The sequence below is a fragment of the Streptococcus sp. SG2 genome (assembly GCF_030439925.1).
Lineage (GTDB): Bacteria > Bacillota > Bacilli > Lactobacillales > Streptococcaceae > Streptococcus > Streptococcus gordonii.
The window spans coordinates 281203-305876 of record NZ_JAQFJD010000002.1; the positions used below are offsets into that span (position 1 = coordinate 281203).

General features: G+C 41.4%; 24 protein-coding genes and 1 pseudogene. 18 read left to right on the plus strand and 7 right to left on the minus strand.

The genetic code is table 11. The annotated features are described in order from the left end of the window. Nucleotides 1-67: 67 nt before the first annotated feature. Nucleotides 68-670, minus strand: coding sequence for a signal peptidase I (gene lepB / locus PCY09_RS05230; protein WP_125396811.1), 603 nt, complete (start codon nucleotides 668-670; stop codon nucleotides 68-70). 3 nt (nucleotides 671-673) lie between these two features. Continuing rightward, the gene (gene rnhC / locus PCY09_RS05235; RefSeq protein ID WP_125392597.1) at nucleotides 674-1564 is read right to left on the minus strand and encodes a ribonuclease HIII; all 891 of its coding nucleotides are present in this window, start codon (nucleotides 1562-1564) and stop codon (nucleotides 674-676) included. A gap of 150 nt (nucleotides 1565-1714) precedes the next feature. Here rnhC and PCY09_RS05240 point away from each other — a divergent pair, with 150 nt between their 5' ends. The 6 genes from PCY09_RS05240 to trxA all read left to right on the plus strand — a co-directional run bounded on the left by PCY09_RS05240 (nucleotide 1715) and on the right by trxA (nucleotide 7529). Beyond that, nucleotides 1715-2020 carry a hypothetical protein gene (locus tag PCY09_RS05240; RefSeq protein WP_008808274.1) on the plus strand — a complete coding sequence of 102 codons (306 nt, stop codon included), beginning with the start codon at nucleotides 1715-1717 and terminating at the stop codon, nucleotides 2018-2020. Continuing rightward, nucleotides 2020-2568 (plus strand): CvpA family protein, encoded by a 549-nt coding sequence (locus PCY09_RS05245; RefSeq protein ID WP_185760612.1) that lies wholly within the window; start codon nucleotides 2020-2022, stop codon nucleotides 2566-2568. The genes PCY09_RS05240 and PCY09_RS05245 overlap by 1 nt, the downstream gene beginning before the upstream one ends. A 55-nt stretch (nucleotides 2569-2623) precedes the next feature. Further along, on the plus strand, nucleotides 2624-4957 hold the full coding sequence (locus PCY09_RS05250; RefSeq protein ID WP_125396813.1) for an endonuclease MutS2: 2334 nt from the start codon (nucleotides 2624-2626) through the stop codon (nucleotides 4955-4957). 10 nt (nucleotides 4958-4967) lie between these two features. Then, nucleotides 4968-5612, plus strand: a complete 645-nt coding sequence (locus tag PCY09_RS05255; protein WP_125396814.1) for a GNAT family N-acetyltransferase — start codon at nucleotides 4968-4970, stop codon at nucleotides 5610-5612. Between the two features lie 100 nt (nucleotides 5613-5712). Then, entirely contained in the window at nucleotides 5713-7131 is a 1419-nt protein-coding gene (locus PCY09_RS05260; protein WP_125396815.1) for a C69 family dipeptidase, read from the plus strand. Between the two features lie 83 nt (nucleotides 7132-7214). Beyond that, complete coding sequence (gene trxA, locus PCY09_RS05265) at nucleotides 7215-7529, plus strand: thioredoxin (RefSeq protein ID WP_002898369.1); 315 nt, start codon at nucleotides 7215-7217, stop codon at nucleotides 7527-7529. Nucleotides 7530-7673: 144 nt separating this feature from the next. Here the strand turns inward: trxA and PCY09_RS05270 are convergent, their stop codons facing one another. After that, nucleotides 7674-8192 carry a DUF4865 family protein gene (locus PCY09_RS05270; protein WP_185760607.1) on the minus strand — a complete coding sequence of 173 codons (519 nt, stop codon included), beginning with the start codon at nucleotides 8190-8192 and terminating at the stop codon, nucleotides 7674-7676. Between the two features lie 108 nt (nucleotides 8193-8300). On the opposite strand from PCY09_RS05270, the gene PCY09_RS05275 reads away from it, so the two are divergent. The 5 genes from PCY09_RS05275 to PCY09_RS05295 all read left to right on the plus strand — a co-directional run bounded on the left by PCY09_RS05275 (nucleotide 8301) and on the right by PCY09_RS05295 (nucleotide 12886). Then, on the plus strand, nucleotides 8301-9047 hold the full coding sequence (locus tag PCY09_RS05275; RefSeq protein ID WP_125396816.1) for a LysR family transcriptional regulator: 747 nt from the start codon (nucleotides 8301-8303) through the stop codon (nucleotides 9045-9047). Nucleotides 9048-9146: 99 nt separating this feature from the next. Further along, complete coding sequence (locus PCY09_RS05280; RefSeq protein ID WP_061593012.1) at nucleotides 9147-9554, plus strand: hypothetical protein; 408 nt, start codon at nucleotides 9147-9149, stop codon at nucleotides 9552-9554. 257 nt (nucleotides 9555-9811) lie between these two features. Further along, nucleotides 9812-11251 carry an APC family permease gene (locus tag PCY09_RS05285; RefSeq protein WP_061593013.1) on the plus strand — a complete coding sequence of 480 codons (1440 nt, stop codon included), beginning with the start codon at nucleotides 9812-9814 and terminating at the stop codon, nucleotides 11249-11251. Between the two features lie 144 nt (nucleotides 11252-11395). Further along, on the plus strand, nucleotides 11396-12235 hold the full coding sequence (locus tag PCY09_RS05290; protein WP_061601609.1) for a mechanosensitive ion channel family protein: 840 nt from the start codon (nucleotides 11396-11398) through the stop codon (nucleotides 12233-12235). Nucleotides 12236-12271: 36 nt separating this feature from the next. Continuing rightward, the gene (locus PCY09_RS05295; protein ID WP_125396817.1) at nucleotides 12272-12886 is read left to right on the plus strand and encodes a DUF4352 domain-containing protein; all 615 of its coding nucleotides are present in this window, start codon (nucleotides 12272-12274) and stop codon (nucleotides 12884-12886) included. A gap of 80 nt (nucleotides 12887-12966) precedes the next feature. On the opposite strand, the gene sstT is transcribed toward PCY09_RS05295, so the two are convergent. Beyond that, entirely contained in the window at nucleotides 12967-14181 is a 1215-nt protein-coding gene (gene sstT, locus PCY09_RS05300; RefSeq protein ID WP_061601607.1) for a serine/threonine transporter SstT, read from the minus strand. A gap of 385 nt (nucleotides 14182-14566) precedes the next feature. Here sstT and PCY09_RS05305 point away from each other — a divergent pair, with 385 nt between their 5' ends. Then, a complete protein-coding gene (locus PCY09_RS05305; RefSeq protein ID WP_061601606.1) occupies nucleotides 14567-15469 on the plus strand; it encodes a DUF2268 domain-containing protein in 903 nt (300 codons plus the stop codon). A gap of 62 nt (nucleotides 15470-15531) precedes the next feature. Continuing rightward, nucleotides 15532-15900 (plus strand): EXLDI protein, encoded by a 369-nt coding sequence (locus PCY09_RS05310; protein WP_061601605.1) that lies wholly within the window; start codon nucleotides 15532-15534, stop codon nucleotides 15898-15900. A gap of 50 nt (nucleotides 15901-15950) precedes the next feature. Here PCY09_RS05310 and PCY09_RS05315 read toward each other — a convergent pair. The 3 genes and pseudogenes from PCY09_RS05315 to gdhA all read right to left on the minus strand — a co-directional run. Next, nucleotides 15951-16091 (minus strand): annotated as a pseudogene (locus PCY09_RS05315) (NADP oxidoreductase); the annotation flags it as partial. A gap of 15 nt (nucleotides 16092-16106) precedes the next feature. Then, nucleotides 16107-16592 carry a GNAT family N-acetyltransferase gene (locus PCY09_RS05320; RefSeq protein ID WP_061601604.1) on the minus strand — a complete coding sequence of 162 codons (486 nt, stop codon included), beginning with the start codon at nucleotides 16590-16592 and terminating at the stop codon, nucleotides 16107-16109. Between the two features lie 30 nt (nucleotides 16593-16622). Next, nucleotides 16623-17969 (minus strand): NADP-specific glutamate dehydrogenase, encoded by a 1347-nt coding sequence (gene gdhA, locus PCY09_RS05325; protein WP_061601603.1) that lies wholly within the window; start codon nucleotides 17967-17969, stop codon nucleotides 16623-16625. A gap of 235 nt (nucleotides 17970-18204) precedes the next feature. Here gdhA and PCY09_RS05330 point away from each other — a divergent pair, with 235 nt between their 5' ends. The 5 genes from PCY09_RS05330 (at nucleotide 18205) to PCY09_RS05350 (ending at nucleotide 24585) form a co-directional block, all read left to right on the plus strand. After that, nucleotides 18205-19143 (plus strand): dihydroorotate oxidase, encoded by a 939-nt coding sequence (locus PCY09_RS05330; protein WP_061601602.1) that lies wholly within the window; start codon nucleotides 18205-18207, stop codon nucleotides 19141-19143. Nucleotides 19144-19306: 163 nt separating this feature from the next. After that, nucleotides 19307-20242, plus strand: coding sequence for a peptide-methionine (R)-S-oxide reductase MsrB (gene msrB / locus PCY09_RS05335; protein WP_061601601.1), 936 nt, complete (start codon nucleotides 19307-19309; stop codon nucleotides 20240-20242). Between the two features lie 84 nt (nucleotides 20243-20326). Next, nucleotides 20327-21013 carry a DUF4947 domain-containing protein gene (locus tag PCY09_RS05340; RefSeq protein ID WP_061601600.1) on the plus strand — a complete coding sequence of 229 codons (687 nt, stop codon included), beginning with the start codon at nucleotides 20327-20329 and terminating at the stop codon, nucleotides 21011-21013. 91 nt (nucleotides 21014-21104) lie between these two features. Further along, a complete protein-coding gene (locus PCY09_RS05345) occupies nucleotides 21105-22376 on the plus strand; it encodes a TRZ/ATZ family protein (protein WP_125396818.1) in 1272 nt (423 codons plus the stop codon). A gap of 280 nt (nucleotides 22377-22656) precedes the next feature. After that, a complete protein-coding gene (locus PCY09_RS05350) occupies nucleotides 22657-24585 on the plus strand; it encodes a beta-glucoside-specific PTS transporter subunit IIABC (protein WP_125396819.1) in 1929 nt (642 codons plus the stop codon). Nucleotides 24586-24674 lie beyond the last annotated feature (89 nt).

The window sequence follows — 24674 nt, forward strand, 5'->3', positions numbered from 1 at the left end:
CAAGCCAATGAAATCTGCTGTCCTGCCTTTTTTATTTCTTGCTTCTTATTTGTTTAACAAATGGTGCTTAGAAGATACCAATCTTATTGAGTGGCCAGAAGCGTAATTTCGCTTCTCCTTCAATTTGACTGGCCTTGAAGTTTCCAACTTCCCGGCTATCTCGTGATACGAGTCGGTCGTCTCCTAGAAGGAAATAGTGTCCCTTAGGAACTTCGACAGTGAATGTTGAGTTACCTAGAGAGTCCTGAGTGAAAGAGTTGGCTTGTTCAGCGATTTGCTGGAACATCTTTCGGTAAGAATAAGTCGACTGTAATTTGTCTTTTTTAAATTTAGAAACGTATTCCTTTAAGTAAGGCTCATCAGTTTTCTTACCATTGATATAGAGTTGGTCGTTTTCATATTTGATGGTATCACCAGGCATACCAATCACTCGTTTGACAATCCGTTTCTCGTTCCCATTTTCATCGGTTTCTTTAGCAACAACGATATCAAAACGGTCGATGGGTAGATAGCGGACTTCGAGTAGATACTCTCCATCTGCAAGGGTCGGGTCCATTGAGTGGCCACTTACCAAAAATGGGGACCAGAGGAAGAGGCGGGAGAGGAGCAAAGTAGCCATGAAGAGGATGAAAAATCCCCATTCTTTCATAAATTTTCTAAAACCAGACATAACTTACCTTTCTAGTAATTGTTTTGCTTTTTGAGTATTTTTAAAATGTAGTTTAGCACTTGTTTCAAGACCGGCCATACCATAAGCCTTCAAAATCTGACTGGCCACTTGATCACTTTTAGCTCCTGCTCCGCTTGGTAATTGGTAGCCTAATTCCTGGCTCAGAATCTCTAGATTCTCCAAGAAAAGGTCGCGGGCTATAATGGAACTGACAGCCACAGCTAAGTATTTTCCTTCAGCTTTTTCTTCTAAATGAATCGCCTGACCAACCTGATTTCGCTCTTGCTTGACATAACGCTGGTAATTGGTGCTGCTAGTGAAGGCATCAATTACGATTTGATCAGGTTTTATTCCTTTTTCTAGCAAGAGATAGATGGCTTGATTGTGAAGAGCAACCTTGACTGAGACAGCATTGTAACCCGAAGCGATGACTTGGTTGTACTTCTTGGGTGACAAGAGCAGGGCTTGGTGGTTAATTTTTTCTTTTAAGATAGGGGCTAACTGGCGAATTTTTTGATCCGTCAGGGTTTTAGAATCTCCAACTCCTAATTTTCTGAGGAAATCCTCCTGTTCTTTAGTGACAAATGAAGCCACAACAGCTAAACCACCAAAATAGGAACCATTACCAACCTCATCCGTTCCTATCATAGCTTGGTAGGTGATTTTCTGAGGAGGTTGAGTGAGATCTGCTGTCTCTTTGAAAAAAAGAGCATATTTATCTGCCTCTTCTCCCTGAAGGAGTAATTTACCAGAAGTATAGACGCTGGCTGTTGCTTGCTCCAAACGGAAAAAATAACGGATATAAGGATTTTTACTAGAGCTGAGATATTTTTTATATTGCTTAAGAAATGCTTGAATCTCCCGCTCACTCGGTGTTAAGGTGAATTGTCCCATGCCTTCTATTTTAACATAAAAAAGAGTAAAGTTGAAAAAAAGATTGACGGACTTTTTATCTTCAAGCATATTTTAGAAAAGCAGGATAGAGGGGTAAGCCCCGACCTGACAAAAAGCTTGATATTTGGTATAATATAACGAGGTGATTTTATGGCAAATTTGAATCGATATAAGTTTACTTTTGGAAAGAAGACCATGACTTTAACAACAGGGTTTGATAATCTGTTTATGGAGGAAGTCGAAAAGGTCGCGACAGAAAAATACCAAGCAATCAAGGAAAGAATGCCCCAAGCGGATGATGAAACCTTGGCTATTTTGCTTGCTATTAATAGTCTGTCAACTCAGTTAAATCGTGAAATTGAATTTGATGACAAGGAAAGAGAATTAGAAAGCTTGCGTCGAAAAGCCCTAACTGAAATAAAAGAAAAATCTTTACAAACAGAGGGGCCTTTATGATTATTTCACTACTAATTTTACTGATTTTGGCATGGAGTTTCTATATTGGCTACTCTAGAGGGATTGTTCTTCAGGCTTATTATTTACTATCAGCTATTGTAGCCTTTTTTATCGCTAGTCAATCTTACCAAGGTTTAGCCCGCTTTTTAAGTTTGTGGGTCCCTTATTCAAGTGCGATAGAAGGAGCTACAACGTATTATTTTCCTAACAATCAGCTCTTTCATTTAGATAAAGTCTTCTACGCTGGCCTAGCTTTTTTCATCATTTACACCTTTGTTTATGCGATTGGTCGCTTCATCGGGATTTTTATCCATTTAGTACCTAAAGGGAATACGGATTCTCGTTGGTATAATGTTGCAAGCGGTGTAATTGCTGTTCTCATTTCCTTATTTGCCATTGAAATGTTCCTAACGATTTTCGCTACTGTACCACTAGCTTTTATTCAAGATCGCTTAAATCACAGTGGTTTAGCAAGCTTTATTATTAACCATACCCCAATCACATCTAGCCTCCTGAAGTATTTTTGGGTTACCAAGATGATTGGATAAAAGGACTCAGTTGGCCTACTAGCTGGGTTCTTTTTCACTAGAAAAAGATAAGATCATGAATACAAAAATATTAGAAACCTTAGAATTTAATAAAATAAAAGACTTGTTCCAAGGCTTTTTGCAAACGGAGCAGGGAAAGTTGGAATTACAAGTTTTACAGCCGACCACAAAAAAAGAGGCAATTGAGAGAGCCTTTTTAGAAGTTGCAGATATGGAGCAGATTTTAGTAGAAGATCCGCATTTTCATTTGGCAGCAACCAAGGATATCACTGCTATTAGCAAGCGTTTGGAGCTTGATGGTGATCTGAATATCGAGGAATTGCTTGTTTTAAAAAAGGTTTTGCGCGTTTCGCATGACTTGGTTACTTTTTATAATGATTTAGAAAATGTTCGACTTCAAGAATTGAACCGTGTTTTTGAAAATCTAGTCGATTTCCCTGCTATTCAAGAGAGCCTGTTAGCTGTCAACGACGGGGGCTTTATTGAAAGTTTTGCTAGTGAAGAACTGGGGAGAATTCGTCGCAAGATCCAAGAGAATGAAAGCAAGGTACGAGATCTCTTGCAAGAAATTCTCAAGAACAAGGGAGATATGCTAGCAGACCAGGTGGTAGCCAGCCGGAATGGTCGCAATGTGCTGCCGGTTAAAAACACCTATCGGAATCGGATTCCAGGAGTGGTGCATGACATTTCTGCCAGTGGAACGACAATTTATATCGAGCCAAGGGCAGTGGTCAATCTCAATGAGGAAATTTCCAACTACAAGGCGGACGAGCGCTACGAACTCTTGCGAATTTTGCAAGAACTATCTGCTATGATTCGCCCTCATGCAGCTGAAATCGCCAACAATGCTTGGATCATCGGCCATCTTGACTTGGTGATGGCCAAGTTAGCCTTTATGCGAGAACGAGGAGCGGTAGTACCAGCCATATCCGATACACAAGCCATTCAGTTACTACAGGTTCGTCATCCCCTGATTGAAAATGCAGTAGCTAATGACCTGCATTTCGGACCTGATTTGACAGAGATTGTCATTACTGGACCAAATACTGGTGGTAAGACCATCATGTTGAAGACCTTGGGTCTGGCTCAGATCATGGCCCAATCAGGTCTGCCAATTTTGGCGGACAAGGGGAGTCGCGTCGGGATTTTCAGTCAGATTTTTGCAGACATTGGGGATGAGCAGTCCATTGAGCAGAGCCTGTCGACTTTCTCCAGTCACATGACCAATATCGTCTCTATTTTGGAGCAAGTTAATAGCGAGAGTCTGGTTCTGCTAGATGAGCTGGGAGCTGGGACTGACCCGCAGGAGGGTGCAGCTCTGGCTATTGCTATCTTGGAAGATTTGCGGCTAAGGCAGATTAAAACCATGGCGACGACCCACTATCCTGAGCTCAAAGCCTATGGGATTGAGACGGACTGGGTGGAAAATGCTAGCATGGAATTTGATACTGATAGTTTGCGACCGACTTATCGCTTTATGCAGGGAGTGCCTGGCCGCTCCAATGCCTTTGAAATTGCTCGCCGGTTAGGCTTGTCGGAGGTTATCGTTAGCCATGCCCAAGAGCAGACCAACACAGACAGCGATGTCAATCGGATTATTGAGCGCTTGGAAGAGCAGACGCTGGAAAGTCGCAAGCGCTTGGATAATATCCGCGAGGTGGAGCAGGAAAATCTCAAATTTAATCGAGCCCTCAAAAAACTTTACAATGAGTTTAACCGAGAAAAAGAAACCGAACTCAATAAGGCACGATTGGAAGCTCAGGAAATCGTTGATTTGGCCTTGTCAGAGAGTGAGAGCATTCTTAAAAATCTTCATGCTAAGTCCAGTCTCAAACCGCATGAGATTATTGAAGCCAAGGCTCAACTCAAAAAGTTGGCACCAGAAACAGTTGATTTATCAAAGAATAAGGTACTCAAACAGGCCAAGAAAAATCGGGCGCCCAAGGTGGGAGATGATATCCTAGTCACCAGCTATGGTCAGCGGGGAACCTTGGTCAAGCAGCTCAAAGATGGCCGCTGGGAAGCTCAGGTAGGTCTCATCAAGATGACTCTAGAGGAGCAGGAATTTAATCTCCTCAAGGCTGAAAAGGAACAGCAACCTAAGCGCAAGCAGGTCAATGTGGTCAAGCGAGCTAATACTGCTGGACCAAGAGCTAGACTGGATTTACGAGGTAAGCGTTATGAAGAAGCTATGAAAGAGCTAGATGAATTTATCGATCAGGCCCTCCTCAATAACATGGCTCAGGTGGATATTATCCACGGTATCGGGACCGGTGTCATCCGTGAAGGAGTGACTAAATACCTCCGCCGCAACAAGCACGTCAAGTCCTTTGGCTATGCTCCGCAAAATGCCGGTGGTAGCGGTGCGACGATTGTAATCTTTAAGTAAGAGGCCAGAAATGAAAATACAAACCTATGACTCGACTTATGAGAAAAGTTGGGTTTATACAAAGGCTTTGAGTTATCTCTTTTCGCCTTTCTTTGATGATATGAGCCGCAGCAAGGATGAGTTTACTGAAGAACCTTACCAAGATTCGGTTGAGCTCATAGCAGTGGAAGATGATCAGGTTGTGGGGCTTCTAGATATTGGGATTTACACCGAAGAAGCAAGTCATTCTTATCCATATTATCCAGGAAAAAAGATAGCTTATTTCGCTAATCTGGCTGTCCATCCTGATTTTCAGAATCAAGGGATAGCCAGTCAACTCTTTCAAACTGCTTGGGAGCAGCTGCATGAAAAGAAAGTTGAGGCCTTGATCATCTTTACCAGAGACGGAGAGCAGGCAAATCACCTCTATCAGAAGTGGGGCGGCAAGCTGATTTGTCAAGATTATTTAGTGGTCGGGCGCCCCAAAGATCAAACACCGTTTTCTTTCAGTGTTGATACTAAGCAGCAGACAATCTGCCTGACAGACAAGTCAGGAAATTCTTTAGGCTATTATCAAAGAGAAGGGCATTATATTGTCTCAAGGAAAGAAGATTTAGAGCATTTTGAGATTGATGAGCTTTACAAAGAGCATACCTATGTCTTGAAAATCGAATAGGGCATTGGAAGTTTCAGCGTAGAGATAACAGCAGGTTCTTTTATGAGGGCCTGCTTTTTGCTATAATGTAAGTAGCATAAAGAGTACCGGAGGGAAAATAATGAGAATAAAGCATGCATCAGATTCCTGCACGACTATTTTGGTAGGCAAGAAGGCCAGTTACGACGGTTCAACCATTGTGGCTCGTACAGAGGATTCACAAAATGGGGTCTTTACGCCCAAGAAATTTGTCGTAGTGGAGCCACAAGACCAGCCCCGTCATTATCAGTCAGTTTTGACATCTTTTGAGATGGATTTGCCGGACAATCCAGTCCGCTATACGGCAGTGCCAGACGCAGTTCCCAAAGATGGGATTTGGGGAGCAGCTGGAATTAACAGCTACAATGTTGCTGTCAGCGCGACGGAAACAATTACGACCAACAGCCGCGTGCTGGGGGCTGATCCTTTGGTAGAGTCAGGTATCAGCGAGGAAGATATCCTTACGCTGGTTCTTCCTTATATCAAAACGGCTCGTGAAGGGGTTCTACGCTTAGGGAAAATCTTAGAGGAATACGGCACTTATGAGTCCAATGGAATTGCAATCTCAGATGTCAACGAAATCTGGTGGCTGGAAACCATTGGCGGTCACCATTGGATGGCGCGGCGCGTGCCGGACGATGCCTATGTGACCAATCCAAATCAGCTGGGCAGTGATTATTTTGAATTTGACAATCCAGAGCACTTCCTCTGTCATCCAAATCTTAAAAGTTTTATCGAGGAAAACCACCTCAATCTGAATTACTCAGATGAGGGCTTCAATCCACGTTATGCTTTTGGCAGCCAGAAGGACAAGGATCGCCATTACAATACACCGCGTGCTTGGGATATCCAGCGTTTTCTCAATCCAGAGGTGGAGCAAGATCCAAGGAGTTTCTTCATTCCTTGGTGCCGCAAGCCTTACCGCAAGATCACGATCGAAGATGTCAAGTATGTCTTGAGCAGTCACTATCAGGATTCGCCTTATGATCCTTATGGAGCAGAGGGAGACCACCATAGCAGACGGGCCTTTCGGACTATCGGGATCAATCGGACCAGTCAGACAGCCATCTTGCAGCTGCGCCCTAACCAACCGCAGGAAACGACTGGGATCCAGTGGATCTGTTATGGTTCTATGCCTTACAATACAGCTGTTCCTTTCTTTACTCAAGTTTCAACAACGCCAGACTACTTTGCCAACACGACGGACAAGGTTTCGACGGATTCTTTCTACTGGGCCAATCGCTTGATTGCTGGGCTGGCTGATGCTCATTTTAACAGTCATGTTGGAGACTTGGATGATTATCAGGAAAAGACTATGGCCTGGGGTCATGAAATGATTGGTAGAGTAGATCGTGCTTTGGCCAAGGGCGAGGATGTGGACTTTGAAGCTGAAAATCAAGCCATGAGCGACATGGTGCAAGAAGCGACAGACCAGCTCTTGGAGAAGGTCCTCTTGGATGCCAGCAATCTCATGACCAACCATTTCTCACTGAGCGACTAAGGTCTACCCGTAGCAAATATTTTTCTTTCTCTTGTTTTTGGTGTAAAATGTTAACAAAAGTAAGCTATTAAAGGAGAAAATTTATGGTAGCAGCAGTTACAGATGCAACATTCGCAGAAGAAACAAAAGACGGATTGGTTCTGATTGACTTTTGGGCAACTTGGTGCGGTCCATGTCGTATGCAGGCGCCTATCTTGGAGCAGTTGGCAGGAGAAGTCCATGAGGACGAACTGAAAATCCTCAAAATGGATGTGGATGAAAATCCAAATACTGCCCGTGAATTTGGCATTATGTCCATTCCGACCCTTCTCTTCAAGAAAGATGGTCAAGTCGTTAAGCAAGTCGCAGGTGTTCACACCAAAGACCAGCTCAAGGCTATTATCGCGGAATTGAGTTAATATCATAGCTAAAAAAATCGTTACATGTCGTAACGATTTTTTCATTTAGCCGATGACAGTAAAGGTTATACAGAAGAGCAAGTTGTGCAAAATAGCATTGAAGAAGTGTTTGCTCAGGCGTTTCCCTATTACTTATCATAGTGCTTATTGTGAAATGTGTAAAATTTCAAATGTTGGTAGTTGTGTATCGGGTTTATTGGTATAAAAAGTAAAGATACATTTTTTCCATTTATCAGGATTGAAAATAACGACTTTGCCACTTTCGTTGGTTTTCATTTGCTCGTAAATGGTAAAGGATTTTAAACTTTCAGATACTTCTATATCAATGACTTCTAATGTAGCATATTTACTTGAGTCAAAATGATCAGATATTTCGACTGATGAAGTCACTCCGATTTCAATATTTTGCCAGCCAAACGAATTTAAAATATGATCAAAGTAACCATCAAATATGAATTTTGTCATTCCGTTGGTATTTTTCCAAATATATAGCGGACAGTAACTATTAAATAATTGGCCTTCAGACTTTTCAGAGATTAAATAAACTTTGAAAAACAAATCGTCGAATCCATCCATTAAATGACCTGTATTTCGGACACGTTGTCTAATGATATCCATATCATAATCTGATGGTAATTTTATAGTATATTGCATTGCTTGCATAGCAGTACCCCTTTTCTAATGAACTATTGACAGTATAAATGATTTATATCATGTTGAATAATACTTAAAAATGATATAATTATCACAAAAAGTGATAGGGTGTTTTAAATGAATTTTAATGATATGAGCATTTTTGTGACAATCTATGAGACAAGGTCAATAAACAAAAGTTCAAAGATTTTACAATATGCGCAATCTAATCTCAGTGCTAGATTGAAAGTGCTTGAAACTGAATTAGATACAAAATTATTTTACAGAAAATATAATGGTTTAATTCCGACAGAAAGTGGAGACTTATTTTATCAATTTTGTAAGGAAACTTCTAACAATTTAGAGAAATTAAAAAAGAAATGTGAAACCTCAAAAATATCCATCTTAATTTCAGAATTGTTATTCAATCACGATATTAATAATTCACAAACAATTGATTTGGATAAAAGTGAGATCAATATCCAAAAAACTTCGGATATACCAATCATTGCTCGTCAGGAAGACTTTGATAAAATTTTTTGCTTTCAAAAAATTGAAAATTTAAAGCATTATGATGAGACTATCGGACATATCAAGTCGGTTTATGCTTGTTCGAGTAGCATAAAGGCTACTGAGGAAATGCCTATATTCGTTAATAAAGATGAAAATTGTCCTTTTAGAAAACAAAGCTTAATGAAGTTTGCTCATTTAAAATCAGTTGTAGAAATTGATTCTTTTGAGAACATTATCAGCTTAGTTGAAAACGGGAAAGGAATCGCACTATTGCCTAAATGGTTAAATAAGAGAGCGAAAATCAAGCCATACGACCAAGACATCGTTCTGATTCCATTTTATCAGTATGAAAAGAAGAACCAAAGCAGGTAGCTCATTTAGAAGAAATGCTAATGCTAGAGTGGAAAACCATTTGACAAACATTATAAATACACTTATAATAAGTATACATATTATAAAGGAGTTATTGTAATGGAATTTAGTTTCAGTTTAAGCATGAAAGCAGCAAAAGAAGATGTATGGTTCTACTATGAAAATATTGAAAAGTGGTATGACTGGGAAGAAGATTTAAAAAATATTACATTAAATGGTGGATTTAAGACAGGTTCTTGTGGGATGATGGAACTCGAAGGAATGCCCCCAATGGAATATCAGCTGACACTTGTCAAGCCCTTTGAGGAATTTTGGGATAAAACAGCGACTCCGTTTGGAGATATCCTTTTTGGACATCAGATCATCGAGAATAATGATGGCACTGTAAATGTTAAGCACACCGTAGCTTTAGATAGCAAAGATCAGCAACATTTGGGATTTTTAAGCCAAGTTTTCTCAGATGTTCCTCAATCGATTTTTATTTTAAAAAATTGTTTGGAAAAATAAGAATTCTCTGCTTAGCTAGGGAATTTTTTTATTTTTTCTAAATGTTGAGAAGGGATCAACAAAGGAGGTACGGATGATTTATTGTTCTTTTTATGCTCTTCTTTAATGGAAAAAATGAAACAGAAACGAAATATGAAAGCGCTTTATTTTATTTTTTAAAGTGTTATAATAACAGTGAAATATATTAACAAGTTATCCAACTGCTGCCTCTATTTGAGAGACAAAAGAGCTTTTAACGATTGGAAGGAGGAAATCGTATGGAAGAAAAAGATTCTAAGCAGTTAAGTTGGCTCATGATAGCCTTGATAGCCTTTAATATTGTTTGGGGCTTAGGCAATGTCGTGAATAATTTTGCTCAGCAGGGAATTGTCGTGATCACTTCATGGATTCTCTTGCTGATTATCTATTTTATTCCTTACACATTAATGGTTGGGCAGTTAGGTTCAACATTTAAGGATAGTGAAGGCGGGGTTAGTGACTGGATTAAGTTTACCTCTACCAAACAGCTAGCTTTTTTTGCGGCTTGGACCTACTGGGTTGTGCAGATACCATATTTGGCTCAAAAACCTCAAACAATCTTAATTGCTTTAGGATGGGCCTTTCAAGGAAATGGAAGGATTTTGGAAAGTCTATCCATGCCAATGATTGTCTGCCTTTCTTTACTAACTTTCCTACTCCTTTTGTATATTTCGACCAAGGGTTTGAAAGCCTTGAAATTTTTGGGAACATTAGCCGGTGGAGCTATGCTGATCATGTCGGTTCTCTTTATTCTAATGGCTGTTGGTGTGCCATTGATTAAGCCAGATCTACAATTGGCCACTCAACATATGGACCAGTTATCGACTTATATTCCAAAATTTGACTTCTCCTATTTTACAACGATTGCACTCTTAGTCTTCTCAGTAGGAGGAGCGGAAGCTATCTCTCCTTATGTTAATAAAGTGAAAAATCCTGCAAAGGGCTTTCCAAAAGGTATGATAGCTATGGTTGTCATGATAGGAGCCTGTGCTATTTTAGGCTCTCTTGCCATGGCCATGATTTTTGATAGCAACCATATCCCAGACGATTTGATGAGGAATGGCGCCTACCAAGCTTTTGCTGTTTTAGGAAAGCATTGGGGAATAGGCAATTTCTTAGTTACTATCTATGCTCTTACCCAAGCAATAGGACAAGCGTCTACACTAGCCATTTGTATCGATGCGCCTCTACAAATCTTTTTGGGTAGCGCAGATAAAGATTTTATTCCAAGCTGGTTGCGTAAGCGTACCAAGTCAGGAATGCTGATTAATGGCTATCTTTTAACAGGGGTACTAGTAGCAATTATCATTGTACTGCCACTTTTTGGATTGAAGGAAATCGATGGTCTGGTTGTATGGATGACCAATCTCAATGCTATCGTTTCTCCCATGTGTTTCCTTTGGGTATTTGTAGCTTATATGTTCTTGTATCGTAAATGGGACAAATTTAAAAATGTTGAATACAAATTTATGAAAAATCGTAGACTAGGTTTTCTTATGGGAGCTTGGGGATTTGCTTTCACTGCCTTTGCTTGTATTCTAGGTATGGCTCCACAAGTCAAGATGACAACAAATCCAACCGAGTGGTGGTTCACTCTCATCACGAATATTATCACTCCGATAGCCCTCTTGGGTCTAGGCTTGCTTCTGCCTATGGCTGCACGTCGAGAGAAAAAATAAAGAAAGTTGGGACAAGTCAAAAGACTGTCCCAGCTTTTTGTTGAGTTTTCTTAGGGTCCCAGCCTTTTTCAAGTATGGGCTTTGTGTTATAATAGATTATATTCCTTCTGGTACTGGGATAAATGGGATTGTATGAGGTAAGCAATGTTTTTTTCAAGCAATATTTTTTCTCGTTATTTTAAGCAGTTTGATTGGACGGCTATTTTAGATGATGCTGTTTCCAAGTTGATTTCTCTGCTCTTTTTATTTATTTTATTTTACATTGCCAAGAAGCTTCTTCATGTCTTTGTCAGAAAAATTATCTCCCCATCCTTAAAATTTTCTAGTACTGACATCGCCAGACAGAAAACCATTAGTCGCTTGATAGAGAATGTTCTTAATTATGCCCTTTATTTTCTTTTGATCTATTGGATTTTATCCATTTTAGGTTTGCCAGTTTCTAGTCTTTTAGCTGGTGCAGGGATTGCCGGAGTAGCTATTGGGATGGGTGCGCAAGGCTTTTTATCGGATCTGGTCAATGGCTTCTTTATTCTTTTGGAACGCCAGCTAGATGTGGGCGATAGCGTTCGCTTGACCAATGGTCCTATCAATATAGCGGGAACAGTCGTTAGTGTTGGGATTCGAACAACTCAGATTCGGGATGCAGATGGCTCGCTTCACTATATTCCTAATCGCAATATTATGGTCGTCAGCAATCTTTCGCGCGGAGATATGCGGGTTTTGATTGATATTCCGATTAATGCACAAACAGATTTAGATAATATTGCTCGTGTGATTGAGAAAGTCAACCAAGCATCCCTTAAAGATTATCCTGAAATTTTACAAGAGCCAGATATTTTGGGACCTCAGTTAGAAGAAAATAGCCAGTTTGTTTTTCGTGTTAGCATGATGGTTCAAAGTGGGACTCAAACTAAAATTTACCATTCCTTTTACAGACTTTATCATGAAGCTTTACTAAAGGAAGGCATTGATTTGCCAAATTAATATTCTAAAGCTAGTCCTTTAGACAGAGGAGAAAATATGAAACATGATCCCCCACACGAAATGATTGATGCCGATGGGAATCTCTATCAAATTAAGAAGCCTTTACATAAACAGCCATTATTTTGGACCAGTGTCATCAGTTCTGGCTTGGTCATCATTCTATCTTTGGTAACAGTTGTTTTATTGCTCATTAATTTCAGCCTTTCAGAGGATAGTTTGAAGATAAATGGTAAGATGGATAGTTCAAATCGAGCTTACGATTATAAAAATGAGCATCCTAATCATTATTTTGGCGATGCTGTCTTTTTTCAAAATGGAACTAAAATCACTGTTCAGTCAGCAAAGATGGATACTAGTAAAAAGATGAGTGACGATGCTACTGGGGTTGCTGTTGTTGTGTCTGTAAGGGTTAAGAATACTTCCAATCGGAGGATATTATTAAATCCCTATAATTTCGACTTATATGATGAAAAAGGAAATCTTTATATTTTAGATGGTTCTACCTTTGACCATTCTCAGGTAGGGATGGATTTAATTCCTGGGAAGACGATTAGCTTCGACTTAGTGTTTGATGGTGAGCAGGGGGATGAGCATTCCTATACCGTAACTTATGGTGAAGATAAGTGGATGAAGCCCAAATCAAAAAAATAGCGATCATTTCAATGAATCAACTAAAAATAAATAAAAACCCCAAACTTTCCTGTCGATAGGATGAGCTTGGGGATTTTTTATTAGCGATTTTCTTTAGGCCAGTTTCTCATTTCTGCAACAGCAGTAAAGAGGACATCTGTAGAGGAGTTCAAGGCAGTTTCGCAAGAATCTTGAATGACCCCAATCACGAAGCCAACACTAACGACTTGCATAGCTAAATCATTAGAAATACCAAAGAGGCTACAAGCAACAGGAATCAGTAGAAGAGAGCCACCTGCAACTCCAGATGCACCGCAGGCAGAGACAGCCGCAACGATGCTCAAGACGAAGGCAGTAGCAAAGTCTACTTGGATTCCCAAAGTATGAACAGCAGCAAGGGTCAAAGTATTAATAGTGATCGCAGCACCAGCCATATTGATGGTGGCTCCCAGAGGAATCGAGACAGAATAAGTTTCAGGGTTTAGATTTAAGTCTCGACAAAGTTTCATGTTAACAGGAATATTAGCTGCAGAACTACGTGTAAAGAATGCTGTAACACCGCTGACTCTGAGGCAACGCCAAACAAGAGGATAGGGGTTTTTTCGAAGCATGGCAAAGACAATCAGGGGATTGATGATCAGGGCGACAATCAGCATAGTGGCAATTAGGACTAAGAGCAATAAACCATAACTTTGTAGAGCCTGAAATCCCTTGCCAGAAATGGTAGTGTAAACCAGACCTAAAATCCCGAAGGGAGCGAGGTTGATGATCCATTCGACGATTTTAGAAGTAACTTCTGCTGAGGTTCGAAGCAGGTCCTTGCTGTGATGACTCGCTTCACGCATGGCAATCCCAAAAACTACAGCCCAAGAGAGAACGCCAATATAATTGGCTGAAATAAGAGCATTGAGAGGATTGTCAACTAGCTTTAGCAAAAGGTTGCTTAGAACTTGTCCGATGCCGTCAGGAGGCGAGAGGGACTGTTTAGCGTCTGCCAAATCAATTTCAAGCGGAAAGACAAAGCCAATAAGAACTGCAACAAGGGCAGCCGCAAATGTTCCCAACAGATAGAGTATAATTACTGTTTTCATATTGCTCTTCTCTCCCTTCTTCTGCTGAGAAAGAGCATTGGCTACAAGAGCAAAAACCAAGAGAGGGGCAATTGCTTTTAGACCGCCAACGAAAATTTCACCCAACAGGCCAATTGCTGAAGCTTGGGGAAAGAGGACAGCTAATAAAGCCCCGCATAGGATACCTAGTGAAATTCGTTTAATAAGATTTGTTTTTTTCCAAGTAAGAATTATTCGATGAAGCATGGCTATTCCTTTCGTTACGATAGAATGTCTGCTCCAACAGTTAAAGAAATTGCTGAAGCTTGGCTGTAAGAAAGCAGAGCTCTCTCATTGATAGATGAATTAGTTCAGTGGCTTTTTAATTGCTTAGAAAGCAGTAAAAATCATACTCATTAGATTCGTATTTATCTGAATGCGCCACAGAGTATTTCTCCATTATACAATAGAAAGCTAGTGAAAGCAATGCTGGTCCTAGCTGGTCATTCCCTATCTTCTCAAAAATCTTCAAGTGGAAGTAGCTGATTTCATAAATGATAAGAAGATTTGAGATAAAAGTTTTAAATCTTTTTTCTTGACTCTGACCTTAGAGGAGGGTGTATAGTAATACAAGATAAGAAAGGAGATTATTATGCAAATCAATATGATTCGTTCAGATAAAGTTTATCAAGAGATGCTCGAGCTACCTTTAGAAAAGAGAGAAGGTTGCTTTCGAGCTAAAATATTAGCACCTTTTGCAACCAAATACCAAACTCAACACATTCCTTTAAAAGCAAAGTACCCTGGAGGATTTGATGCTCTATTCCTACTTGGCTTTATGAATCTGTTGCCCGCAACTCTGTCAGAAAAGGATAGACCGGCTATCGACGCTCTGAGCTCTGATCAACTCTGGCAAGACTGCCAAGATACCATTAAAAGGAGTATCGGTCTTTTTGAGCAGGCTGGCTATGATTTAGAGGTCGAGGATTATCATTTTACTATTTTATTGGGCAATCCAGAAAAACCTATGCTACAGCTCAATAAGGGTTATAGCGGAGATGGCGGAATTCCAGGCTACCTCATGCTTAGTCTGCTACCAAATGACTATACCTTGCCACGAGTACAAGCAGCGCTAGCTCACGAGTGCAACCATAATGTCCGCTTCCAATTTATCAAATGGAATCAGCAGACGACACTAGCAGACTGGGTAGTTAGTGAAGGATTGGCAGAGTCTTTTGCAGCTGAGCTCTATGGCAAAGAGCTCATTGGACCTTGGGTCACTTCAACCAGTCCAGAGCAGTTAGAAGAGATCAAGCCCATCATCTCAAGTCAGCTTCAGCTAACAGGGATGGCGGAAATGGCCCCTTATCTCTACGGTGATGAAATCGCGGAGATACAGGGTCAAATTCCAGTTGGTATGCCTTATGCTGCGGGCTATGCTTATGGCTATCATTTGATACAAGCCTATCTGAAAAATACTGGCAAGAGCATTATTGAAGCGACAGTAACACCGACAGAAGAGATTTTAGAGGCGACGAAAGACTTTTGGCAATAACACTTTTGCTTGATAATCTGTCAGAACTTGATATAATGTAGGTAATTTCTGGAGGTGATTATATGCACTATAAAAGGGTCGAATTGAAAGTCACAAATCAAGGTATCCATGAGCGTAAGGTTTTTCAAGGTGTCAAGATTTTCAGTCGTAGCAAACTATCCAAAGATCAGAAAAGCATTCTCACACAGAAGCTTTACCTGACTCCGAAGCAGAATATCGTTTACTATCAGCGAACAGATGACAACTATGACCAGAACTGGCATCATAATAAGGACTATTACGAACTAGCTTATGGTCAGATGGATAGAGAAACTGTCTTTAAGGTTTGTCAAGATTTTGACGACCTGAGTCCTTTTCTGGAAAATGAGCTGCTGGAGAAGCTAAAAGAAAAGCAGTCTGCAGGCACATTTTTTGAAAAATTAGATATATAAAAATCCGACTGCTTTTATAAGCAGTCGGATTTATTCTAGTTTAATTGTGCTTAAACAATACCTTGGGTAATCATAGCGTTGGCTACATTTTCTTCGAAGGCAGCGATATTTTCTCCTGCAAGGTAGTCTTTGCTAAGTCTGTAAGTTTTAGCTGCGTTGAGGATCTTGGTCATGATGTCCTTGAGACGGCCAGAGTATACTGACATTTATTCATCTGATAAGAGGGATTTTATCATCCAGATATTCATAGCTGGGTGGCCGGCAGCGTTAGAAAGTGGTTGTTGTAGTGCTGTAAAACCATAGTGCCGATAGATGGCTACGGCCGTAGCTAGTTCAGTAGCGGTTTCTAGATAAAGCTGTTCATAACCTGCTAGGCAAGCTTCCTGGAATATCAGCTTTATCAGCCGACTGGAATAACCTTTGCCACGACTATTTTTAGTGACATACAGTTTTTGTAATTCAGCAATCTTATCGGACACAGGTGCAAAGCCACCACATCCAACGAGCTGTCCTTCATCTTCCAGAACAAAGTAAGCTGCCCTCTCTTGATGTTGATAATAGTCGGCCAAATGATCTAGATGAGAATCAAAGTAGACAGTTCCAGGTTTGTCAAGCCCAAATTCCTCTAAGCTAGCTCGAATGAGCTGCGCTACAGCTGGATTGTCTCTCATTTCTATTGGCCGTAAGTTCATGATAGTCCTCCGATAGGATGTATCGACTAATTAAACAATACCTTGGGCAATCATAGCATTAGCTACGTTTTCGAAGGCAGCGATATTTGCTCCTGCAAGGTAGTCAGTACCAAGTCCGTATGTTCCAGCAGTTGTTTTAGCTGTGTTGAAGATGTTTGTCATGATGTCTTTGAGACGTCCATCAACTTCTTCACGGGTCCATGAGAGACGAAGACTGTTTTGGCTCATTTCAAGGGCAGATACAGCTACACCACCAGCATTGGCAGCTTTGGCAGGTCCGTAAAGGATTCCGTTTTCTTTGTAGACTTTAATCGCATCAAGGTCACTAGGCATGTTGGCACCTTCAGATACACAGATAATACCTTGAGCAACTAAGCGTTTAGCTGCTTCACCGTTGATTTCGTTTTGAGTCGCACATGGAAGAGCGATGTCGTAGTTCCCAGCGTAAGTCCAGACAGAACCTTCATGGTAAGTAGCAGTTGCTTTCTCAGCTGCATACTCAGTCAAGCGAGCGCGGCGTTTTTCTTTGACGTCAACCAAAAGATCGAAGTCAATACCGTTTTCATCGATAACATAACCATTTGAGTCAGATACAGAGATGACAGTAGCACCGAGTTCAGTTGCTTTTTGAAGAGCGTATTGAGCTACGTTACCAGAACCTGAAATAACCACTTTCTTACCAGCAAAGCTGTTACCGTTAGCTTTGAGCATTTCTTCAGTATAGTAAACCAAACCATAACCAGTTGCTTCTGGACGGATCAAGCTACCACCGAATCCAAGAGGTTTACCAGTCAAGACACCCGCATCAAATTGGTTAAGGCGTTTGTATTGTCCGTAAAGGTAACCAATCTCACGTCCACCAACACCGATATCGCCGGCTGGGACGTCAAGTGATGGTCCGATGTGTTTTTGCAATTCAGTCATGAAGCTTTGGCAGAAGCGCATCACTTCAGCATCAGTTTTACCTTTAGGATCGAAGTCTGATCCACCTTTACCTCCGCCGATTGGAAGTCCAGTCAAGACATTTTTAAAGATTTGCTCGAATCCGAGGAATTTTAAGATTCCTTGGTTTACAGTTGGGTGGAAACGAAGTCCACCTTTATATGGTCCAACAGCTGAGTTAAATTGAACACGGTAACCACGGTTGACTTGTACTTTGCCTTCACGGTCAACCCAAGGAACACGGAAAGAAATCACGCGCTCAGGCTCAGTGATACGTGCCAAGATGTTTTCTTCGATATACTCAGGGTGTTTTTCAAAAACAGGCTCCAAAGTGCTGAAGAATTCCTCAACCGCCTGGAGAAATTCAGCCTCATGCCCGTTACGAGCTTTCACAGTTGCAAACACGCTTTGGATATATTCTTTAGCAGATGTCATATCGTTCTCCTTTTTGTTGTTATATTTTATTACATGAGCCATTATAGCAGAATTTTTTGGGGGTGTAAAGAAAAAAGTTGAATTTTCTGAAAATTTGCAAAAATATCTTTCGGATAGATTCCCGAACGTTTGTTAGAAAATTCCAGTTTAAAAAACGAAAAAGCGGAGTTTGGTGATATAATGAGGAAAAAGAGAAAGAAGCTTTAGACTTCAGAAGAAAAAGGAGCGTTTTACTATGGTTTCGACATCGACACAGATTGCTGGTTTTGCATTTGATAATTGCCTGATGAATGCAGCTGGAGTTGCCTGTATGACAAAAGAGGAACTGGCGGAAGTCAAAGATTCTGCTGCGGGGACCTTTGTGACCAAGACAGCGACGCTGGAATTTCGTCAGGGAAATCCAGAACCGCGCTATCAGGATGTTCCGCTGGGCTCTATCAACTCCATGGGCCTGCCTAACAATGGTTTAGACTACTATCTTGACTACCTGCTGGAACTCCAGGAAAGTGAACCAAATCGCACTTTCTTCCTCTCTTTAGTCGGTATGTCACCAGAAGAAACCCACACCATTCTCAAAAAAGTGCAGGCAAGCGACTTTAAAGGGATTACTGAGCTCAATCTCTCCTGCCCTAATGTCCCTGGCAAGCCGCAGATTGCCTATGACTTTGAAACGACGGAAAAAATTTTGTCAGAGGTTTTTGTTTATTTCAAAAAGCCCCTAGGCATTAAGCTGCCTCCTTATTTTGATATTGTGCATTTTGACCAGGCCGCTGCGATTTTTAACAAATATCCGCTCAAGTTTGTCAATTGTGTAAACTCGATCGGAAACGGCCTTTATATAGAAGATGAGTCAGTAGTCATTCGTCCGAAAAATGGCTTTGGAGGTATCGGTGGTCAGTACATCAAGCCGACCGCTCTGGCCAATGTCCATGCTTTTTACCAACGCCTGAAACCAGAAATCCAAATCATCGGAACTGGTGGTGTCTTGACAGGGCGGGATGCTTTTGAGCATATCCTCTGTGGAGCCAGTATGGTGCAGGTCGGAACAACCCTTCATAAAGAAGGAGTGGTAGCCTTCGAGCGCATCACCGCAGAACTCAAGACTATTATGGAAGAAAAAGGCTATGAAAACCTAGAAGATTTCCGTGGGAAATTGAAGTATATAGAGGAATAATCTTCTATACAAGCGTTATTGTGATTTGAAATGAAGAATATGGCTGGGTTGAGAAGTATTGAAACCTAGCTTTTTCATATTATTTTGAAGAAAGTTCTAATCAAATTGCTATAATTTCGACTCCTTTTATGAGAAAATAGACGCAAAGAAATGAGGTGTTTTTATGGCTGAAATTTATCTAGCAGGCGGGTGCTTCTGGGGCTTGGAAGAGTATTTCTCCCGCATTGAAGGTGTTAAGAAAACGACAGTGGGCTACGCCAATGGACAGGTGGAATCAACCAACTACCAGCTGATTCATCAAACGGACCATGCAGAGACGGTTCATCTAATCTATGATGAAAAGCGGGTCAGCCTGAGGGAAATCCTGCTTTATTATTTCCGAGTTATTGATCCTCTGTCGGTCAATAAGCAGGGAAATGATGTAGGACGCCAGTATCGGACAGGTGTTTACTATACCAATCAAGCCGATAAGGCGGTCATTGAACAGGTCTTTGCTGAGCAGGAAAAGCAGTTGGGACAAAAGATTGCTGTTGAGTTGGAACCTTTGCGCCACTATGTCCTAGCCGAAGACTACCATCAGGATTATCTCAAGAAAAATCCCGGTGGCTACTGTCATATCAATGTCAATGACGCCTATCAGCCCTTGGTCGATCCTGGCCAATATGAGAGACCTACAGATGCGGAACTAAAAGAGCAGCTGTCAGAAGAGCAGTACCAGGTGACCCAGAACAGTGCGACAGAGCGCCCTTTCCATAATGCCTACAATGCCACTTTTGAAGAAGGAATTTATGTAGATGTGACGACTGGTGAGCCCCTCTTTTTTGCTGGTGACAAGTTTGAGTCTGGTTGCGGCTGGCCTAGCTTTAGCCGGCCGATTGCCAGAGATGTTCTAAAATACTATGAAGACAAGAGTCATGGCATGGAGCGTATCGAAGTGCGCAGCCGTTCTGGAAACGCCCATCTGGGACATGTCTTCACAGACGGTCCAGAAGCAGCAGGCGGTCTTCGCTACTGCATCAACTCCGCAGCTCTGCGATTTATTCCAAAAGAAAAAATGGAAGCAGAAGGTTATGCTTATCTGCTTCAACACATGAAATAAAAGGCCGTTAGGCCTTTTTTTCTGAGCGTTGACAAAAGTTTTTAGATAAGGGATAATGATCGTAATAAAAATGAGGAGTGAAAGATGAAATTAAAAAGATTTTCGGCGATTTTACTTACTATTTTAACGATTGTCACTCTAACTGCTTGTAAATCTAATGGTAAAGGGCAGGCTAATTCGAATAAACCAACTGAAGAAAGTTCAAGCTCAAAATCAGAAGAAAAGACTAAGTCAACTAGTAAAGAAGAGAAAACTAGTAAAGAGACCCAGTCGTCAAGTAAGGAAAGTGGAGAGAAGGATAATTCTGGATTCTCAGAAAAAAGGGAAGCTTCGGACGAAGGAGACCAGTTAGCTCCAAAAGATAAAATCTATGCAAAAGGACATGGAAGTGTATCTTATAACTCTTCTGACGGGCAAATTAAAGCTCAAGTGCCTAGTTATGAAGGCTATACTGAGGAAACAGTCAAAGAAGCACTGGGGGAACCTGAGGCAGTGATAAGGGATCCAAAATACCTCACTGGAAACTTTAGAAACCAAGAAATTAAAAACTTAAAATCATTATATTTAGACCAGCATCTTACAAAAGAGCAACTGAGCGCCTTTGGTGCTGCAGTAGCGGATGTTGCAGTCGGAGTTGGACTGGCTGGGGGAGATGAATCTGCTAACAGCTACGTCTTATATAGTTACAAGAAGAATGAGGTCTTCCTCGTATTTTATAAAGGCCAATTATTATATATTACACCGGACCCTGCTTATCTTAGTTTTGACTAAACTACCAGAAGCCCTTGAACTATTTTATAAGGCTTGTTATAATAGCTAAAATCTCCTGAGTGCAAGTATTTAGAAAGTGAGGATATATCGGATGAAAGCCTATATAAATGTCAATCTGGTGACCTGTGATAGCGAATTTCATGTTTATCAGGAAGGCCTGCTTGTGGTGGAGGACGACCGCATTGCCTACTGCGGCCCCCATGACCAAGCTTGGCTAGCGAGATGTAGTGAAACAGTGGACTATGAAGGAGCTTGGATTATGCCAGGTTTGGTCAACTGCCATACTCACTCAGCCATGACTTTGCTACGTGGGATTCGTGATGATAGCAATCTGCATGAATGGTTGGAGGATTATATCTGGCCAGCAGAGAGCCAGTTTACAGCAGAAGTGACTACTAAAGCGGTTCAATTTGCTCTGGCTGAGATGTTGCTATCAGGGACAACAACATTTAATGATATGTATAATCCTCATGGGGTAGATATTAAGCAAGTTTATCAAGCCGTCCGTCAGTCGGGGATGCGCTGTTACTTCTCTCCAACCCTCTTTACTTCGCCAGCGGAAACAGCAGAAGAGACCCTGATTCGTACGCGGGCTATTATCGAGGAGATTCTCTCCTATGATGACAAAAATTTTCAGGTCATGGTGGCCCCTCATTCCCCCTATGCTTGTGATGAAGATTTGCTAAGAGGCAGTGTAGATTTAGCGCGTGAGTTGGATTTGAAGCTTCATATCCATGTAGCAGAGACCCCAAATGAAAACAAAATTATCCTAGAACGCTACGGTAAACGGCCTCTGGCTTTCTTGAAAGGTTTGGGCTACTTGGAGCAATCAGCTATTTTTGCTCATGGAGTTGAGCTGAATTCGTCAGAGATTGCGGATTTAGCGAATTCACCAGTCAGCATCGCCCACAATCCTATCAGCAACCTCAAGCTGGCTTCTGGTGTGGCTCCGGTGACCAACTTACTAGCTGCTGGTGTGACTGTTGGCCTCGCAACAGATTCTGTCGCTTCTAACAATAATCTGGATATGTTTGAAGAAGGTCGGACCGCTGCTCTACTTCAAAAGATGCGGGTAGGTGATGCAAGTCAGTTTACGATTGAGCAAGCCTTGAAAGCACTGACGATTGAGGGTGCTAAAGCGCTGGGCTTGGAGGACAAAATTGGTAGTCTGGAAGTGGGCAAGCAAGCCGATTTCATTGCTATTCAACCAAAGGGGCGGATTCACCTTTATCCTTTGGAAAATATGCTGTCGCATCTTGTGTATGCTGTCAAGGGAAGCGATGTTCAGGATGTCTACATTGCTGGCAAGCAGGTCGTTCGAGATGGACAGGTTTTGACAGTGAATGTCAATATAAAAGATTGATTTTGAGAAGAAAATAGAGGCTGCATCTGCTTTCAGTCTCTTTTTTTAAAATACTTTCTAAAAATATTAAATATTTTTTAGAAAACGCTTGCAATTTTAAAATCATATGCTATACTAGATATAAGGATTGTTACTGATCACGCAGGCAAAACCTAGATGAATACAAATAATGAGTTAGGACTCTGTTCTATCTTCTCATTTGGTATTCGTCTAGGTTTCTTCTTTTTTTCAGGAGCTTGAACAGGCCTAGCGTGATCAAAATAGAATAGGAGGATCCCAAATGGCTAAAGACTACACAGAATTAGCTAAGGACATTGTTGCCCACGTTGGGGGCAAGGACAATATTACCAAACTGGTACACTGCGTGACACGCTTGCGTTTTTCTCTAAAGGATGAATCAAAGGCGGACACAGACTATCTGATGAAGAGAGATGGGGTTGTAACGGTTGTCAAGGCCGGTGGTCAATACCAAGTTGTTATTGGCAATCATGTACCAGATGTTTATGAAACGGTGCTTAAGGTTGCAGGTATTTCTGGTGAGGGCAGTGTTGATGCAGATGATGATGCTGTAGAAGGAAATCTATTTGACCGCTTCATTGCTCTCGTATCTGGCCTCTTCCAGCCGATGCTCGGTACCTTGTCTGCAGCAGGTATGATCAAAGGTGTGGTAGCTATTATGGCAGCCTTAGGCGTTGCCAAAACAGATGGTGCTTATGTTGTTCTCAATGCAGCAGGAGATGGTCTTTTCCAATTCCTTCCGTTGATTTTGGCTATTACAGCTGCTAAACGTTTCAAGATGAATCAGTTCACGGCTTTGGCTATCGGCTTTGCTTTGGTTTATCCAAATATCGCAGCTAGCTTTACGGCGGAAAAACCGCTTTATACACTATTTGCTGGTACACCGATTGAGTCTCCGATTTTTTCGACTTTCTTCGGTCTTCCAATTATCTTTCCAGCATCGAGCTATTTGTCAACGGTCCTTCCAGTGATTGCAGCTGTTTGGGCTGGAGCCAAGATTGAAAAAGGCTTTAAAAAAATCATTCCAGATGTTGTCAAAGTCTTTATCGTACCATTCTTTACTCTTTTGATTACAGTGCCACTGGCCTTTCTGGTTATCGGTCCGGTCATGAGTTGGGCATCTGATTTAGTAGGTGCTCTCTTTACAGGTATCTATGATTTTAGTCCGGTGCTATATGGTATCGTTCTAGGGGCTGCTTGGCAGGTTCTAGTCATGTTTGGTCTTCACTGGGGCTTGGTGCCACTAGCAATCCTGGAACTGCAAAAAGGTCCAGGTGTCATTCTTGTTGCCTCTATTGCTATCTGTTTTGCACAAGCAGGTGCTCTTATTAACATCATGATGCGAACCAAGGAAGAGAAGGTTCGTCAGCTTTCGATTCCAGCTTTCATCTCAGCTCTCTTTGGTGTAACGGAGCCAGCTATTTATGGGATCACACTCCCTATGCGCTTGCCATTTATTATGACCTGTATTTCTGGAGCGTTGACTGGTGCATATCTAGCTTTCTTTAATGTCAAAATGCAGGTTATGGGAGGTATGGGGCTCTTTGCCATTCCATCCTTTATTGAAGCTGGCAACAGTATGACCTTGATTCACTTCCTAATTGCCATTGTGGCAAACTTTGTATTAGGTTTTGGCCTGACTCAGCTGGTCAAGATTCCAAATCTTTTCGGTGCTCCGTCAGAAAAAGATGCTACCAAGTCCTTAGATCTTGAAAAAGAACGAGTCTCTGAAGGAGCTACTGAGCAAGTTGTAACAAGTCCATTAGCTGGCGAAATAATCGCTCTTGAGGATACTCCAGACGCAGTCTTTGCCAGCGGAGCTATAGGCAAAGGAGTTGCCATTGAGCCAAGTGTGGGTGAAGTAGTGGCCCCTGCTGATGGAGTCATTCGCCTGCTCTTCCCTACCAACCATGCTATCGGTTTAGCTACTGATGATGGAGCAGAACTCCTTATCCATGTGGGAATGGATACGGTAGCTCTTGACGGGAAAGGCTTCACAGCCCATGTTGTCCAAGGCTCTAAGGTCAAAAAAGGCCAACTTTTACTCAGCTTTGACATCGATGCAATTAAAGAAGCTGGTTACCCTGTGACAACTCCAATTATTGTCACCAATATGAGTCGCTTCAGAGACCTGAAGGTTTTGGCCGAAGGGGGAGTTGACCTAGGTGATACTCTGTTTGAATTAAACTAAAAACCGTATGAAAAGAGCAGGATGTGGATGTCACCTGCTCTTTTTAAATTTTAAAAGGTCTTAATATTCAGAGGTTTAAATGATGACAA